Here is a 15,878-nt window from a genome sequence, read left to right as displayed (position 1 = left end):
CTTGGCGACGCTGCTGATCGCACCATGGTGCGACAGGGCGTGCCGCCTTAGCTCAGTTGGCCAGAGCAACGCACTCGTAATGCGTAGGTCTCGGGTTCGAATCCCGAAGGCGGCTCGGATCAACCCCAGGACTCACTCGCCGTGACCTGGGGTTTTTCTATGCGCTTGCTCGACCGCTCCCGCGCGCGGCCTCCGGTTGACATGAGGCGACCCGGTGGGAGGGTGGAAGAGGCGTCAAGTCCCGCCCGAGAGCGATATGTCCGAGGCGGTCGACCGCCACCGGGAGCAGCGACTCGCGGCTTGTGCGGATCCGGTGATCCAACTGATCCAGTGATCCGGAGTTCCGCCGGATTCGCAGAGTTCCGGGGATCCGCCGGATCCGACGGCAGCGCATGCCTTCCTTCCTCGCGTGGCCGGTTCTCCTCGCCAGACCTTTCGATGGGGTGGGCGCAGACGGCGCGATCGGGGAATGCGGAATGCGGAGGCAATTCCATGAAGGCACTGGTGTACGACGGACCGCGTTCGGTGAGCGTCAAGGACGTGCCGGACGCGAGGATCGAACGGCCGACGGACGTGCTGGTCAGGATCACCTCGACGAACATCTGCGGATCTGACCTGCACATGTACGAGGGGCGCACCGACATGGAGACGGGGCGCGTCCTGGGCCACGAGAACATGGGTGAGGTGATCGAGGTCGGTGACGGCGTGGACCGGGTGAGAGTGGGGGACCTGGTCTGCTTGCCGTTCAACATCAGCTGCGGGTTCTGCCGCAACTGCGACAACGGGCTGACGGCGTTCTGTCTGACCACGCCGACGGATCCGAGGATGGCCGGTGCCGCGTACGGCTTCGCGGGAATGGGCCCGTACAACGGGGGGCAGGCGGAGTTTCTGCGGGTTCCGTACGGGGACTCCAACTGCCTGGTGCTGCCGGAAGAGGCGCGGGAGAAGCAGAACGACTACGTGATGCTGTCCGATGTCTTCCCGACCGGCTGGCACTGCACCGAACTCGCGGGTGTGCGGCCGGGCGAGACCGTTGTCATCTACGGTGCCGGGCCGGTCGGCCTGATGGCCGCCCTGTCGGCGAAACTCAAGAGCGCCGCCGAGGTGATGGTTGTCGACCGTCACCCGGACCGGCTGCGTCTGGCGGAGGAGATCGGCGCCATCCCCATCGACGACTCCAAGGGCTCACCGATCGATCAGATCAACGAGCACACCAACGGACTGGGTGCGGACTGCGGTTGTGAGTGCGTGGGCTACCAGGCACATGACGCCCAGGGGCACGAGCAGCCGAACCTGACGCTGAACAATCTGGTGCAGTCGGTGAAGTTCACCGGCACCATCGGCGTGGTCGGCGACTTTTTCCCTCATGACCCCGGCAGCCCGGACAAGCTCTACAAGGACGAAGGAGAGATCGCCTTCGACTACGGCATGTACTGGTTCAAGGGCCAGTCGATGGGTACCGGCCAGGCCAACGTCAAGGCCTACAACCGCCAGCTGTGCAACCTCATCCAGCAGGGCAAGGCCGAGCCGTCGTGGATCGTCTCCCACGAGCTTCCGCTCTCGGAAGCGCCGCGGGGCTACGAGCACTTCGACAGCCGGGACGACGGCTGGACCAAGGTCGTCCTCCACCCCGGTGGCATGGGCTGAATCCGGCGGGTCGCCGGCACGACATGCGTATCCGGGCCCGCGTGCTCGCCACCGGCCGGGGCTCCCTGGTCGTGCTCCTCAACACGGACATCGATCAGCGGGGTTCCGGACCGAGCACCCTCTTCGCGGGGGCTCAGTCCGTCAACTCGGTGATCAGCGATGTCGCCCGGCCGATGAGGGCCACCTCGTGAGGGCTCATCGTCGGGTTGGCCGCGCGACGCGAGGCGGCTTCGGCGAGGTGGCGGTCGGGGATGCCGCCGGAGGCGGAGAAGTGCGGCAACAGGGCATCGAGCAGGGCGCGAGCCCCCGCCGACGCGGGGGAACGGTCGTCGACCGCGACCTGGGCGAGGATCAGGGCCGACATGGCCCGGTCCGCGGCCGGCACGCCCTCCCCGGTGTCGGTCCAGTCGATCACCACCGGGCCCCGGTCCGTCAGCATCACGTTGTCCGGGTGCAGGTCGAGATGGAGGATCCGGTCCTCGGGGCGCGGGGAGAGCCGGGCGGGGACGGTGTGCAGTTCGGTGAGGAGACCGGCCAGCATGGTGCCGGCCTCGGTCGCGGAGAGATCCCCGGAGAGCAGGGACTGCAGCATGGTAGGGCCGCTCAGACGTTGCAGTACCAGGTCGCAAGGGGCTGCCTCGGCGTCACGGGGGCCGAGTTGGGGGACCGGGTAGCCGTAGGCGCTGAGGTAGGACATGACCGTCCACTCGTGGGTGGCGTCCATGCCGTCGCGGTAGCGGCGCAGAACCCACTTCTCGTCGAGCGCGTACACATCGGCGGATCGTCCGGCACCCAGCAGCTCACCTATTCGCATGGGACGAACCTATGGGTGCGGGTGGCGGCACGGGGAGCTCCGTGGTCGCCACCAACACCAACTGGACGCCACATGCCCTGGTGAACGGGTACGGCAACGGCGATGTGACGGTCACCGGATCCACCGAGCTGCTGGATGGATCGACGGTCTGCCGCTCGGGCTCGACGACCGGCCGGCACTGCGGAACGGTCCAGCAGCGCAACACCAGCGTCACCTACCAGGAGGGCACCGTCTCCGGGGTCACCCGCACCCGTGTGTGCGCCGAACCGGGTGACTCCGGCGGGGTCACGTACCGCTGTCTGCAGGCGCACTCGGCCATCGTCGGCTGGGAACCGCCGAACGTCCCGCGCTGTGGGAACGCGGGTAGATACGCAGCACAGCGGAGGCGTACCCCCGCTGCGCGGGCGCGCCCCCGGGGAATCCCCTCGCGGGGCGCACGCCGCGCTCGGCCCGGACCGGAGCATCTGCGGTCCGGGCCCTTGTGGGGCGCACGCGGTGGGATCGCCGTCCGGGGGCGGGCGCCGGTCCGCGGAGTAGCCTGGATGTGTACGGCTCCCGGTGAGCCGCCTTTGTCGGCCTGCGCATCGAAGGGGGCCGGTACCGCATGGACACCCTGGTCACCGTCGTGGTCGTCCTCGCGATGATCGCGATCGCAGCGTTCGTCATCCACATGCTCAACGCCAGGCATCGGCATCAGCATCTGCGTCCCGCACACTACGATCACGGGCTGGCCGGGTTCGACGACGGACCGGGCGCACGACCTGCCCCGGGGCCGGATACGGGTGAACAGCAGGGGAGCGGAGGGCCCAAGGGGCCGAGTACGCCCGGCTCCGGCGGGTGATCCGCAGGTGGCGGCCTACTTCGCGTCCGAGTAGCGCTCCACCACCGCCGTCGTGAACGGAAAACGCACCGGCGTATCGCCGAAGGCGGTCCGCCCGGCCATGTCACCGGCCGCCCGGATCGCCTCCACGACCGCCTCTGCCTCCTCCTGTGGACAGTGCACAATCACCTCGTCATGCTGGAAGAAGACCAACTCGGCCCGGAGGCCGGCGGAGCCGAGCGACCGGCGCAGGGCGGCCAGGAGCAGCAGTGCCCAGTCCGCGGCGCTGCCCTGCACCACGAAATTGCGGGTGAAGCGGCCCCGCGCGCGGGCGTTCGACGATGCGTAACCAGGGGTGAATTCGCCCTCGGCGGAGGGCTGTTCCGCGCTCCCCTGCGGGATGCCGGCCTCGTCGTCCTCCTCGCTCCCGGCCGCGGGCGGACTGGTCCGGCCCAGCCACGTCCGTACGAGACGTCCTTCCTCGCCCGCTTTTGCCGCATCGTCGACGTAGGCCACGGCCAGCGGAAACCTTCGGCGCAGGGCTGCCAGGTTCTTCAGGCCGTCGCCCGAGGTCTGGCCGTAGACCGCGCCCAGCAGGGCCAGCTTGGCGTGGTCCCGGTCGCCGTGGAAGGCCCGGTCCGACAGTGACGTATAGAGATCGCCGTCATGGCCCGCCACTTCCATCAGACCGCGATCGCGGGAGATCGCGGCCAGCACTCTGGGCTCCATCTGGTCGGCGTCCGCGACGACGAGGCGCCAGCCCTCGTCCGCGACGACCGCCTGCCGTATCACCTTGGGGATCTGCAGCGCTCCTCCGCCGTTGGTCGTCCAGCGGCCGCTGACCGTGCCGCCCGGCTGGTACTCGGGGCGGAAGCGGCCGTCGCGTACCCAGTCCTGGAGCCAGCTCCAGCCGTGCGCCGTCCAGATCCGGTACAGCTTCTTGTACTGGATGAGGGGTTCCACCGCCGGATGGTCCAGCCCCTCCAGCTCCCAGCGCCGGGTGGACTTGACCTTGATGCCGGCCTGTGCGAACGCCTTCACCACGTCGGCGGGGAGGTCGGGACGGACCCGTCTGCCGAAGGCGGCCGACACCTCGTCGGCCAGCTCGGCCAGCCTGCGGGGCTCGCCGCCGCCCGCGTAACGCTCGCCGAGCAGTTCGTGGAGCACGTTCCGGTGCACGTCGGCGCGCCAGGGGAGGCCTGACCGGTTCATCTCGGCGGCGACCAGCATGCCGGCCGATTCGGCGGCCGTCAGCAGGCGCATCCTGCCCGGGTGCGCGGTGGCGTCGTGGCGGCGGAGCTGGTCGGCGTACACCTGGAGCAGGTCGTCGAAGGGCAGGTCCGTGCCGGACTGCGGCTCGAAGAGGGAGGACTGCGAGCCGGGCTCGGCGGAGCGGGGCGGCGGATCGGGGGGTACGGGGGCGTTGCGCAGGCGGGCGTGGGCGGCGGCTGCGGAACGGGGTTCGCCGAGACGGCCCTCGTGGGCGAGGAGGAGGGACTCGGCGACCTCGATGTCGTAACAACGGGCCACGGGGACGCCGGCCGCGAGCAGGCGCGGGTAGATCTCGGCGGTGGACCGCCAGACCCAGCGTGTGACATCCGGGCGGGAGCGGACCGCCTCCACGAGGTCGGGTTCGGTCAGGACCGGGGCGGTGGGCAGGCCGGTGGAGTCCAGCGGGGCGAGGAGGGCGCCGCCGGTCTCCGTGGTGGCCAGAGCCCATCGTTCGGTCATGCTGTCGAGTCTGGCACCCGGCACTGACAAGGGCGTGGGGCGCGTGGCGGGGTGGACCGCTGCGCGGGGTTTCACCCCACCACGCGCCCCTTCCCTGAACTGGGGCCCCGCCCCGGACCCCGGTCCTCGAACGCCGGACGGGCTGCAGGGACCGGGGGCCACAAGCGCCGGACGGGCCGAAACCTACTCGGAGTCCGTCGTCCAGGTGCCCAGGGAGATCTCGGCTGTGATGCCGGGGCCGAAGCCCGCCATCAGGCCGCGGTGGCCCTCAAGGGCCGAGGCCTCGTCGAACATGCGGCCAAGGGCGTCGAGCACCACCGCGCTGGCTATGTTGCCGTACTCGGTGAGCGTGGCGCGGCTGAAGCGGAACGCTTCCGGCGGCACGTCGAGGAAGCGGCTCAGGTCGTCCAGGATGCGCGGACCGCCCGCGTGGATGATGTAGAAGTCCATCTTGCCGGCGTTCCACTGGTGCTCCTCCGCGAGGGCGTTCAGGGCCGGGGCGAGGGGCTCCATGGTTCCTGGCACACGCTTGTCGAGCTGGAAGTGGAATCCGGTGGACCGGACCGCGTAGGAGATCCAGTCCTCGGTGTCCGGGATGATGTACGAGCCGTTGCTCTCCAGGCGGACTCCGGTGCCACCCCTGCCCCGGACCACGACGGAGGCTATGCCGTCGCCGAACAGGCCGTTGGACAGCAGGGATCCGACACCCAGATCGGTCGGCTGGTAGCACAGCGAGCAGAACTCGCAGGCGACGATCAGCACATTGGCGTCGGGGTACGCCGTGCAGAAGTCGTGGGCCCGGTTGACGGCTGCGCCGCCCGCGGCGCAGCCCAGTTGGGCGATCGGCAGCTGTCGTGTCTCCGGCCGGAAGCCCATCTTGCCGATGAGCCACGCGGTCGGCGGAGGCATCATGAAGCCGGTGCAGGAGACGTAGACGATCAAGTCGATCTGCCGCGGCTCCAGTTGGGCCTGATCGAGTGCCCGGCGTACCACCGCCGGAACCCTGGCCTTGGTCTGCTGCTCGTAGGTGATGCTGCGGGCGTCGAAGCCCGGGTGCTGCAGCACCTTCTCGATCGGCTGGATCAGGTGCCGTTTCTGCACCCCGGTATGTTCGATCAGACGAAGGACCAGATCGATCTGCGGATGGTCGCCGTGCAACCGTCGGGCCAGCTCCAGAGTTTCCTCGTTGGTGATGACGTACTCGGGAACCTCGATGGCCGGCTTGCAGAGAACCGCCATGGAACTCCTCCTAGCGGACTTTATGGTCCACACCGCCGGGCCCGGAACGGTTGGCGGGGTGTTCGCCGACGCGGGAGTGGCCACCACGGCTCCGCACGCGCGGTGACGCGCGAAGCAGAGCTTTGGTGGATTCCTGCGCCGGGGTCGGTACCCCTGATTCGGGCGCGGACGGGCCGACCGTCGAAGACTGAGTGCTAGCCGTTCGTGGGCGGATACTGATCCGCCACGGCTTGGGTGGATGGCCGTCGGGATCACGCTACGGCAGGCGGATCGGGGCCGCATGTCGAGCCGACACGCAGGGCAACGCAGGGCGCCGGGTGCGCGGCAGGGCACAGCAGGGCGCCGGGTGCGCGGCAGGGCACAGCAGGGCGTCGGGTGCGCGGCAGGGCACAGCAAGGTGCCGGGTGTGCAGAAAAGCGCCCGGCGCCCCGGGATTGTTCCGGGTTGCCGGGCGCCCTGGTGCGACGCGTCATCGATGAGCGTCACTGTCCGTACACAGAGGTCCGGTGCGTTGCCGGACCGCCCCTGTCACCAGGTGACAGGCAGTTCGAGGGGATAGCGCCAGATCGAGGTCTTGTTCCAGCGCACTTCCTCGGCGGGCGTCGCCAGCTTCAGAGCGGGGAAGCGCTTCAGCAGGGTTCCGATGGCGACCTGGAGCTCGGTCGCTGCGAGCGGGGCGCCGAGACAGTGGTGGCCGCCCCAGCCGAACGTCATGTGGGACGGATTCTCGCGCTCCAGATCCAGCTCGTCGGGCCGGTCGAACTTCCGGGGGTCGCGGTTGGCCGTCAGATAGGAGACGTGCACGATGTCCCCCTCCCGGATCAGCACCCCGCTCAGCTCCACGTCCTCCAGGGCGACCCGGGGAATGCCGACGCCCTTGCGGAACGGGATGAAGCGCAGCAGCTCCTCCATGGCCTGCGGGAGCATCTCGGGGCGGTCGTGCAGCATCGCGAGCTCGTCGGGCCTGGTGAGCAGCGTGTAGGCGATGTTCCCGATCTCGTACGTGGTGGTGTCCTGGCCCGTGATGAGCAGCACCATGGCCATCACGGTCAGTTCCTGCTCGTTGAGGATCTCGTCCCCGTCGCGAGCCGTGGCCAGCGCGCTGATCAGGTCGTCGCCCGGGTTCGCGCGCCGCTCGGCCGTCAACTTCTGGAAGTAGGCGCGGAGATCGGCCTTGGCGCGTACCGCGGCGTCCTTGTTCTCGACGGTGGTGTCCATCATGGTCCGGGCGTGGGCGCGCAGCTGTGCGCGGTCGGCCTCGGGAATGTCGAGGACCTCACAGATGGTGGTCAGAGGCAGCGGGGCCGCCAGATGCGCGAAGAGATCGGCGGGGGCTCCGTGCTCCTCCATCCGGTCCAGCAGCTCGTCCACGACATGCTGGGTACGCACCTTCATGCGCTCCATGTGACGAGGCGCGAAGCCCTTGGAGATCAGACTGCGCAGGCGGCTGCTGCCCGGCGGGTCCATCACGTTGATCGCTTCGTCCTGAACGATCGGCTCAGGGGTCATGCGCGGGAAGTTCCGGCCGATGATGGCGCTCCGGCTGAAGCGCCGGTCGGTGGTCACCGTGCGCACGTCGTCGTAGCCGGTGACGAGCCATGCCTCGCCGTCGCCGTGCGGCAGCCGGATGCGGGAGACGGGTTCTTCGGTCATCAAGTGCCTGAGCACCGGGTCGAATTCGAGGGCCTCGGCATAGTCGAACGGGCAGTACCGTGCGCCGGCGGCTGGTTCCATACGGAGCTCCAGAGGGGGATCTGACGGGTGGTTCGAGGAATCTGCGGGCTGGACGGGTCATGGGTGCCCGGTCACCCGCACAGGCACGCGCCACTCCGGGCCGATTGGTCCATATGCAGAACGGATTCGAGCGCCGGGGTCGCTGGACCGGCGCAATCGGTCCAGCGACCGCGTCCGGCCCGTCCGGCAGGTTCGGCGCGTTCGCCGGGATCGGAGTGAAGGGCCGGTCTCAGCCGGAAGGTACGACGTTGGTGGCGTCCACCGCGGGGCGCACCGCACGGGCGAGCTCGACGCCGTCGCCCACGGCCCAGAAGTGGGTGAAGAACAGGCGGGGGTCCTCCGCCAGGTGATGGTTGTGCAGTTCGACGAGCTTGATCCCGCCGCGCCGCAGTGCCTTCAGTACGTTCTGCACCTCATGGGCGAGCATGGCGCAGTCACCGCTGAGCGCGGCCCGGCCGCCGCCCAGCGGCTGGAAGTTGAACGCGCTGGTCGATCCCAGGCCGGCCGGCAGGATCAGATGGCCGTCCGCGATGGTCTCGCGGCGGACGAAGACGTTCTTGTAGATCCCGTCCTCGACGGAACCCTTGGCGCCCAGCTCCGCCTCCATTCCGGCGATGTCCAGGTCGACCGGGGTCGGCGGGCCCGGCGGCAGGGCGGGCGGGGTTCCGGTGCGGTCGAATCCGGCGCGCAGACCGCGGGCCAGGGCAACCGCGTCGTGACCGTGTGCGTGGACGTGGGTCCACCAGATGTCGGGGGTCTGGGCGAGCAGGTGCTTGTGGAGCGCGGTCTGCTCGATTCCGTGCGCCTGCCAGGCATCGGTCACCCACTGCAGTTCGTCCTCGGTGACCACCACGTCGCCCATCAGCATCGTGCTGCCGTCGGCGTAACGGACGAAGGCCACATGTGTGCCCAGCGCGAGCCCCGCTGTGACGACCACGCCGTCGGAGACCACGTGAAGGTCCCTCCGGGGGAAGCCCGTGTGGTAGGTCGTTCCGCGCAGCATGTTGCCGGTGCGGCCCAGCGCTCTCGCCACGCCCGCCCAGTCCGCCAGTCCGGTCGGCACCGGCCTGACCCGCCTGCCGTGCTTCGGCCCGGGCATCCCGTGGGGCACGGCGCGAGCGGCGGCCGGCCCTGCGGCGGTCAGCATCGGTGCGAGCGCGGCCGCGGCCAGTACGCGTCGCCGCGACGTGATCGCCCGTGTGTTCGTGCCCTGCTGTCGGTCTCCAGTCATCACTTGTTCGCCTCCATGGCGAGATGAAACCATGCGAAACATGGATGAAAGGATAAAAGCGGATACATCGTCAGCGGGTGGGGCTGGATGGACTAAGCGCGCTGTCCGGCCCGGTTCCGTACGGCCCGGCCGGATCTTCGGTGCACCGGCATCGAGCGGCGCCGCACTGCTCTCGGCAACAGTGCTGCCCCGACCGCGACCACCGCGCACACCCCGGCCGCCCCGAACGTCAGCGGCCACTGCACCGACATCGCCACCGGTGCGGACAGCGAGGCCAACGCGGCGGCGAGGCCCGCCAGGTTGACCGCGGTCACGGCCAGTCCGAGCAGCGTCCCGAGCCCGACCGCGAACAGGGTCTCCCCGGCCACCACCGCGAGGACCCGCGGCCGGGAGGCCCCGGCCAGCCGGAGCGCGTGCAGTTCCGAGGACCGTACGGACCCCGCCATCAGCATCGTGTTCGCGAGGGCGATCGCCGTGTACACCAGCGCGATCCCCAGGATCACGATCAGGCCGAGCCGGGTCTGCGCACTCGTACGCGGGTGTGTCGCGACCAGCCACTGCTCCGTCGACCGCACCTCGCCGCCGGTGTCGCGCAACTGTGCTGCGACAGCGGCCCGGTTCGCGCCCGGCGAGAGGCGTACGTCGATCCGGTCCACCGGAGCCGTCGGCGCGTTCGCCTTCGTGACATAGGCCCCGTTGTTCCCCGTCCCGCGCGCCAGCACCGCCGCGATCCGCAGCGCGACCGGCCGTCCGTCGCCGAGCCACACCCGTACCGTCGAGCCCACCGTGTGCTGTTCCCACTCCTCGTTCACCACGATCGAGCGGTCGTCAAGATCCCGGATGTCGCCCGCCACCACCGGCAGCCGCTCAACTGTCGCGAGGGCCTTCGCGTCGTCCACCGCCCGCGCCTCGGAAGTGATGAGGGCGGTGCCCTCCTCGCGTACGTAGACGGCTGTCGAGGCGGACGCGGACAGCGTTGCGCCACGCACCGGCCGTACTTTCAACTCCTTGCCCGTCACGACCAGATCGGCCCGGGTGTGCTCGCGCGCCTCGGCCGCCTTCGCCGCTGTCACCGTCATCGCGGAGCCGGCCAACGAACCCGCCAGCGCCACGGTGATCAGCACCGGAGCGGCCACCGCCGCCGTACGCCGCAGTGACGCCGACGTGTTCGCGGTCACGAGCATTCCGGTCGCCCCGGGCAGCCGGATCAGCCGGACCAATGGGCGTACCAGCAGCGGCGCGAGCAGGGCGGCGGCCGTGATCAGGAGCATCGGCTGAGTGGTGTACGTCTTCCGCTTCAGCAGCGCGGACGGGTCCGTGGCGAGGGACTTCGCCATGAGGAACGCGGCTCCCGCAAGCAGGGCGAGGCCCAGCAGACGACGGGCCGACGGCAGCACGCCCGCATCGACATCGGCCTCGCGCAGCGCCTCGGCCGGGCCGGTTCCGCCCGCCCGCCGCGAGGCCACCCAGACCCCCGCGAACGCCACGGCCAGGCCGGTCCAAAAAGCGGCGTGCAGCGGCCAGGCAACCGGGCGGATGGTGAACCAGGACGGCGCCATCCCTTCGTCGGCCAGCAGCCCGGCCGACAGTGGCGCGGCCCAGCGACCCAGCGCGCACCCGGCAGCCGAGGCGAGCGTGCCGACCACGGCCGCCTCCGTCAGCAGCAGTCGCCGCAGCTGGCCCGGTGTGGCGCCGGCCGTGCGCAGCAGCCCGAACTCGCGCCGACGCAGCGCCACCGCGAAGGCGAACGTCGATGCGACGACGAAGACCGAGACGAAGGCGGTGACGCCGCCCGCCGTGCCGAGCAGGGCGTTCACGGTCACCAGCCCCTCGGCGTCCCGCTCCGTGGCCGGGTCGGCGCGGCGGCGGCCGTCACCGGTGAGGACCAGGGCGCGGTCGCCGACGACGCGGCGCACCTCGGCGACGGGCGCGTCCACGCCTACGGCGTCCGGGCCGCGGTGCGCTCCGTTTCCGTCGTCCCGGGTCACCTGACCGAGCGCCCGGAGGTCGCGCAGGAGTGCGATATCCACAGGGTGTGGATGAGCGAGCCTTCGGCTGACCTTTGCTGTGGACGGCCCGCGCCGCACCTCCACGGTCAAGGTGTCGTCGCCCATCACCACCACCGGCGATCCGGCGAACCGCTGCGGCGCCCGGTCCGGGGCATCGAAGGTCGAGGCGAGGCCGAGGCCCATGGCCGCGACCAGCCCCACGCCCAGCGCGAGCGCGACGAAGGTACCGATGAGCGTGGTCCAGCGGGTACGCAGGGTGGCCAGGGCGACGGTCAGCACGACACCACCTCCGCACGGCCCGCGACGGTCAGCACGATGCCACCCCCGTACGGCCCGCGGCATCTGCCACGGCGGCCGCCGTGCGGCGTGCCGCGGTGCGTCCCGCCGCCATCCAGGCCGCGATCCGCTCGGCCGGCAGCCCGGTCAGATCGTCCGCCACCCGCCCGTCGACCAGGAAGACCACCCGGTCCGCACAGGCCGCGGCCATCGGGTCATGGGTGACCATCACGATCGTCTGTCCCTCCCGGTCCACCAGCTCCCGCAGCATCACCATCACCTCCTGGCTCGTCGCGGTGTCCAGTGCACCGGTCGGCTCGTCGCCGAAGAGCACCGCCGGCCGGGTGATCAGGGCCCGTGCCAGCGCCACCCGCTGCTGCTGTCCGCCGGACATTTCGGCCGGCCGGTGCCCCGCCCGGTCGGCGAGACCGACCCGGGCCAGGGATGCACACACCTCGGTACGGGACGGGCGGCGGCCCGCGAGCCGCAGCGGCAGCGCGACATTCTGGGCGGCGGTCAGCGAAGGGACCAGGTTGAACGCCTGGAAGACGAAGCCGATCCGGTCCCGGCGCAGCAGCGTCAGCCGGCGCTCGCTCAGCCCGGTCAGCTCCACCCCGCCCACCTCGACGGTGCCGGACGTCGGCCGGTCCAGTCCGGCCGCGCAGTGCAGCAGCGTGGACTTGCCGGAGCCGGACGGGCCCATGACGGCGGTGAAGGTGCCGGGGCGGACGGTGAGGTCGATGCCGTCGAGGGCGTCGACCTCACCATAGGTACGGCGTACGGAGCGGAGCCGTACGGCATCGGTGGCACTCGCGGATGCAGCGGACGCATGCGGGGAAGTCATGTCCTCGATCGAACCGTTTCCGCGCTCCGCGATCACGACCACCAGAGCCCGTCCCCGGGGTAGGGCCAGGCATACCCGGCCGCACCGCCCTGCCTACCCTGGCCTCATGGAACCGGTGATCGACCAGGCATTCGCGGCAGCCCTCTACTCCGAGGGCGACGCCGGTCTCGACACCGGAGCCTCCCTTCTGGCCGCCGATCCGACGGCCGACACGGAACTGTTCCGGCGCGGCGAGGAGTTCGTCCGCCGTGCCTGGGAGCGCGGCTGGCAGCCCGCCGATGTCGTACGCGTCGTCCGCCGCGAACTCGACGAGACCGCGGTCGGTCTCGCCGCCGGCCTGATCGCGTCGGAGACCGGACGGTACGAGCGGCTGCCGCCCCGCTGGCGGTCCCAGCTCGACGGGCTTCCCGCCGCGCCGCCCCGGAACCGGCCCGACCGGTTCTCCCACGCCTCCGCGCTCCTCGGCCTGTACCGGCTGCTGCTCGGGCTCCCCGCCATCGAACCGGTCGGTCCGCCGCCCGGCACTTCCCCGCACGGGCTCCACCTGCCGCCCGCGCACGACGAACCCCGGATGCTGACCCGGATCCGTGCCCTGCTCGCCAAGGCGGAGGCGACGGGCTTCCCCGAGGAGGCGGAGGCGCTCACCACCAAGGCGCAGGAGCTGATGGCCCGGCACTCCATCGACGAGGCCCTGCTCGCCGCCCGTACCCACAGCAAGGAGGCGCCGGGAGCGTGCAGGATCGGGGTCGATGCCCCGTACGAGACGGCGAAGGCGATCCTGCTCGACGCGGTCGCCTCCGCGAACCGCTGCCGTGCGGTGTGGAACAGTGACCTCGGCTTCTCCACGGTGGTCGGTTTCGAGCCGGACCTGGAGGCCGTGGAATTGCTGTACACCTCCCTGCTCGTCCAGGGCACGGCGGCGATGACGAAGGCGGAGGCGGGCCAGCGGGCCGGCGGACGCAAGCGGACCAAGACGTTCCGGCAGTCCTTCCTGATGGCGTACGCCCAGCGCCTGGGCAGCCGGCTCGCCGCCGACACCGCCCGCGTCACAGCTGCCGCCGAAGCCGAGACCGAATCCGAAGCCGCAGGGGTGGCGGCGCCCCATCTGCTCCCGGTCCTCGCCGCCCGCGACATGGCCGTCACGGACACCGCCGAGCGGATGTTCCCCGAGACCACGACCACGCGCGTCCGGGGCGCCACGGACCTCGACGGATGGACCCATGGAACGGCTGCCGCGGACCGGGCGAGGATGAGCGGGGCCCGGCCGGAGATCCACGGCAGGCGCGGGAACCGGTAGAAACCTAAGATTCCTTCTGAATTACGGCAACTCGGGCTTATCGGCGATTCCGGTTAGGCTCTGCGCATGGGCTGGCTCCGGGCGCTGAAGGAGACCGCCCGCTCGGGGCTGACGATCGAGCGGCGGCGCCTCGAACCGCTCATCGCGATCCGCGGTGCGGCCGGTCTCGCCCTCGTCATCGGGGTCGGCCTCGCGCTCTTCGGGCCGGTGGTCGCCGCGAGCTCCGCGTTCGGTGCGTTCCAGGCGGCCATCGCCACGTTTCAGCGCAGCTGGCGCCCCCGGCCGGTCCTCGCCCTGGTCTCCGGGGCGAGCCTCGCCGTATCGACATTCCTCGGCTATCTCGCCGGCCCCCGAGTGCCGCTGTTCGTGGCCCTGCTGGTGCTCTGGACGTTCCTCGCGGGCCTGGCCTGGGCGGCGGGACCGACGGGCGGCCTCATCGCGTCGTCCAACGTGGCGATCATGCTGGTGACGGTCACCCTGCCCACCTCCGTCGCGAACTCGGCCGTGCATGTCGTGATGATCCTTTTCGGCGGTGTGGTGCAGGCGGCGCTGATCGTCCTGTTCCCGGTACGGAGATGGGGCGCCCAGCGCGATGCCCTTGCCGACGCCCTGGCCGCCGAGGCCGACTACGCCCGCCGGCTGCGCCAGGACCCGCTCGCCGCCTTCGATCCGGTGCCGCTGATGACGGCCCGCAGCGCGGCCGCGGTCACCCCGCGGCAGGCCCGCCGCCGGCCGCCCGAGCTGCGTGGCTCCCGCGGTGTCGCCGAACGGATCAGACCGGTGCTCGCCTCGCTCGCGGACCCGGCGATGGGCGTCCCGTCCGAGGGGCCGGAGCGGGACCGGGTCCGCGAGCTCCTCACGGCCGCCGGATCCGTGCTCGACTCGGCGGCCCGGGCGATCCGCAACGGCGACCCGGTGAAGCTCTCCCCGCCCGCCGTCGCCGCGCTCAAGACCCCCGACACCGGCACTCTCCTCACCGGCCCGTCCCGCCGCGCCGCCGCCCGGCTCGGCGCGCTGCTCTCCGATGTCATCGAGACGGCCGAGGGCGAGGGGACGAAGGAGGAACGGGCCGAGGCCGAGGAGGCCGCCGAGACCATCAGGGCCGCCGGGGACGGGACCCCCGTCGCTCCGCACCGCCGCCGTCCCACCCTCCTGCGGCTGGTCCCCGTCGTCGGGAGGGCGGTGCGCGCCGAACTGCGTCCCGGTTCACCGATCCTGCGGCACGCCGTGAGGGTCTCCGTCGTCGTCGCCGTCGGCTATGTCATCGGTGCCGCGCTGCCGTTCGGTCACGGCTACTGGGCACCCATGGCGGCCGTCATGGTGATGCGACCGGAGTTCTCCCGGACGTACGGGCGTGCCGTGGCCCGCTTCGGCGGCACGATCGTCGGCGTTTCGCTCGCCACCGCGATCGCTCGGATCACCGACCCCGGTGTGACCTGGTCCGCGCTGCTCTCCGTGCTCTGCGCGCTGCTGATGTATCTGCTGATGCACACGGGGTACGTGGTCGGCCAGGCGTGTGTCTCCGCGTACGTCGTCTTCCTGCTCGCCATGGCGGGCGGCAATTGGTCGCAGACCGTACACGAACGAGTCTTCCTCACCCTTGTCGGCGGCCTCCTCGCGATGATTGCGTACGCCGTCTACCCGGCGTGGGAGACCCCGAGGCTTCGCGGCAGGCTCGGCGACTGGCTGCAGGCGGACGGGCAGTACGCGGCCGCGGTCGTCGGCCAGTACGCCGAACCGGCCGAGCGCGGCCGGGACGACGTCCGTTCCGCCCTGCTCGACACCCGCGAGGCCCGCGTCGCCTGGCAGGAGGCGCTGGCCACCGCTCAGCACGAACCGGTGCGCCACCGCGGTCTCTCCCGCGCCGCCGCCGAGGACACCCAGCACGCCCTCGCCCAGTTCGGCAGGGTCGCGATGCTGCTGGAGGCCCACCTCCCGTGCGGCGGCGCCACCCCCGTACCGGCTGCCGCGCGCCTGGCGCAAGCGCTGCGCCGGACCACCGCACAGGGCGCGAAGGAAGTGCGGGAGCGGCGCGTACCGGACTGGGCCGAGGTGCGCGAGGCGCTGGCGCAGTGGGACGCGCAGCAGCGGACGGGCGAAGGGGAGGCGGACCCGTTCGTACGGAACGGGGCCGGCCTCCTCCTCGAAGCCCTGGAGGAGTTCTCCCGGGGACTGGACGGGACGCCGAAGCCGAAACCTCCGTCGGATCAAGCCGATTGAGGGGACGGAGCGACGG

General features: G+C 71.1%; 11 protein-coding genes, 1 tRNA gene and 1 pseudogene. 6 read left to right on the top strand and 7 right to left on the bottom strand.

What is annotated here, in order from left to right; all coding sequences use genetic code 11:
- The first annotated feature begins 41 nt into the window (after positions 1-41).
- Both GA0115254_RS03180 and GA0115254_RS03175 read left to right on the top strand, forming a co-directional pair.
- Positions 42-115: transfer RNA gene (locus GA0115254_RS03180), tRNA-Thr, on the top strand.
- Positions 116-492: 377 nt separating this feature from the next.
- Complete coding sequence (locus tag GA0115254_RS03175) at positions 493-1,647, top strand: glutathione-independent formaldehyde dehydrogenase (RefSeq protein ID WP_093893715.1); 1,155 nt, start codon at positions 493-495, stop codon at positions 1,645-1,647.
- Positions 1,648-1,780: 133 nt separating this feature from the next.
- Here the strand turns inward: GA0115254_RS03175 and GA0115254_RS03170 are convergent, their stop codons facing one another.
- The gene (locus GA0115254_RS03170) at positions 1,781-2,461 is read right to left on the bottom strand and encodes a phosphotransferase (protein ID WP_176739957.1); all 681 of its coding nucleotides are present in this window, start codon (positions 2,459-2,461) and stop codon (positions 1,781-1,783) included.
- 44 nt (positions 2,462-2,505) lie between these two features.
- Here GA0115254_RS03170 and GA0115254_RS47375 point away from each other — a divergent pair.
- Positions 2,506-2,828: pseudogene (locus GA0115254_RS47375) on the top strand (carbohydrate-binding protein); the annotation flags it as partial.
- Positions 2,829-3,065: 237 nt separating this feature from the next.
- The gene (locus tag GA0115254_RS03160; RefSeq protein ID WP_093893713.1) at positions 3,066-3,302 is read left to right on the top strand and encodes a hypothetical protein; all 237 of its coding nucleotides are present in this window, start codon (positions 3,066-3,068) and stop codon (positions 3,300-3,302) included.
- A 15-nt stretch (positions 3,303-3,317) separates the two neighbouring features.
- On the opposite strand, the gene GA0115254_RS03155 is transcribed toward GA0115254_RS03160, so the two are convergent.
- The 6 genes from GA0115254_RS03155 to GA0115254_RS03130 form a co-directional block, all read right to left on the bottom strand.
- Positions 3,318-5,012 carry a bifunctional 3'-5' exonuclease/DNA polymerase gene (locus GA0115254_RS03155; RefSeq protein WP_093893712.1) on the bottom strand — a complete coding sequence of 565 codons (1,695 nt, stop codon included), beginning with the start codon at positions 5,010-5,012 and terminating at the stop codon, positions 3,318-3,320.
- Positions 5,013-5,195: 183 nt separating this feature from the next.
- The gene (locus tag GA0115254_RS03150) at positions 5,196-6,251 is read right to left on the bottom strand and encodes a type III polyketide synthase (RefSeq protein WP_093893711.1); all 1,056 of its coding nucleotides are present in this window, start codon (positions 6,249-6,251) and stop codon (positions 5,196-5,198) included.
- Between the two features lie 528 nt (positions 6,252-6,779).
- On the bottom strand, positions 6,780-7,985 hold the full coding sequence (locus GA0115254_RS03145; RefSeq protein WP_093893710.1) for a cytochrome P450: 1,206 nt from the start codon (positions 7,983-7,985) through the stop codon (positions 6,780-6,782).
- A 229-nt stretch (positions 7,986-8,214) separates the two neighbouring features.
- Complete coding sequence (locus GA0115254_RS03140) at positions 8,215-9,216, bottom strand: DUF1259 domain-containing protein (protein ID WP_093893709.1); 1,002 nt, start codon at positions 9,214-9,216, stop codon at positions 8,215-8,217.
- 92 nt (positions 9,217-9,308) lie between these two features.
- Positions 9,309-11,504: an ABC transporter permease gene (locus GA0115254_RS03135; RefSeq protein WP_176739956.1), complete on the bottom strand. Its 2,196-nt coding sequence runs from the start codon at positions 11,502-11,504 to the stop codon at positions 9,309-9,311.
- 28 nt (positions 11,505-11,532) lie between these two features.
- Positions 11,533-12,345 carry an ABC transporter ATP-binding protein gene (locus GA0115254_RS03130; RefSeq protein WP_093893747.1) on the bottom strand — a complete coding sequence of 271 codons (813 nt, stop codon included), beginning with the start codon at positions 12,343-12,345 and terminating at the stop codon, positions 11,533-11,535.
- Positions 12,346-12,451: 106 nt separating this feature from the next.
- On the opposite strand from GA0115254_RS03130, the gene GA0115254_RS03125 reads away from it, so the two are divergent.
- Both GA0115254_RS03125 and GA0115254_RS03120 read left to right on the top strand, forming a co-directional pair.
- Positions 12,452-13,642: a DUF2786 domain-containing protein gene (locus tag GA0115254_RS03125; RefSeq protein WP_093893707.1), complete on the top strand. Its 1,191-nt coding sequence runs from the start codon at positions 12,452-12,454 to the stop codon at positions 13,640-13,642.
- A gap of 66 nt (positions 13,643-13,708) precedes the next feature.
- Positions 13,709-15,862: an FUSC family protein gene (locus tag GA0115254_RS03120; protein WP_093893706.1), complete on the top strand. Its 2,154-nt coding sequence runs from the start codon at positions 13,709-13,711 to the stop codon at positions 15,860-15,862.
- The last annotated feature ends 16 nt before the right edge of the window (positions 15,863-15,878 follow it).

It is taken from the genome of Streptomyces sp. Ncost-T10-10d, assembly GCF_900091955.1.
Taxonomy (GTDB): Bacteria; Actinomycetota; Actinomycetes; order Streptomycetales; family Streptomycetaceae; genus Streptomyces.
The sequence above is the reverse complement of the archived record's forward strand: the minus strand, read 5'-3'. Positions and strand labels throughout refer to the sequence as shown.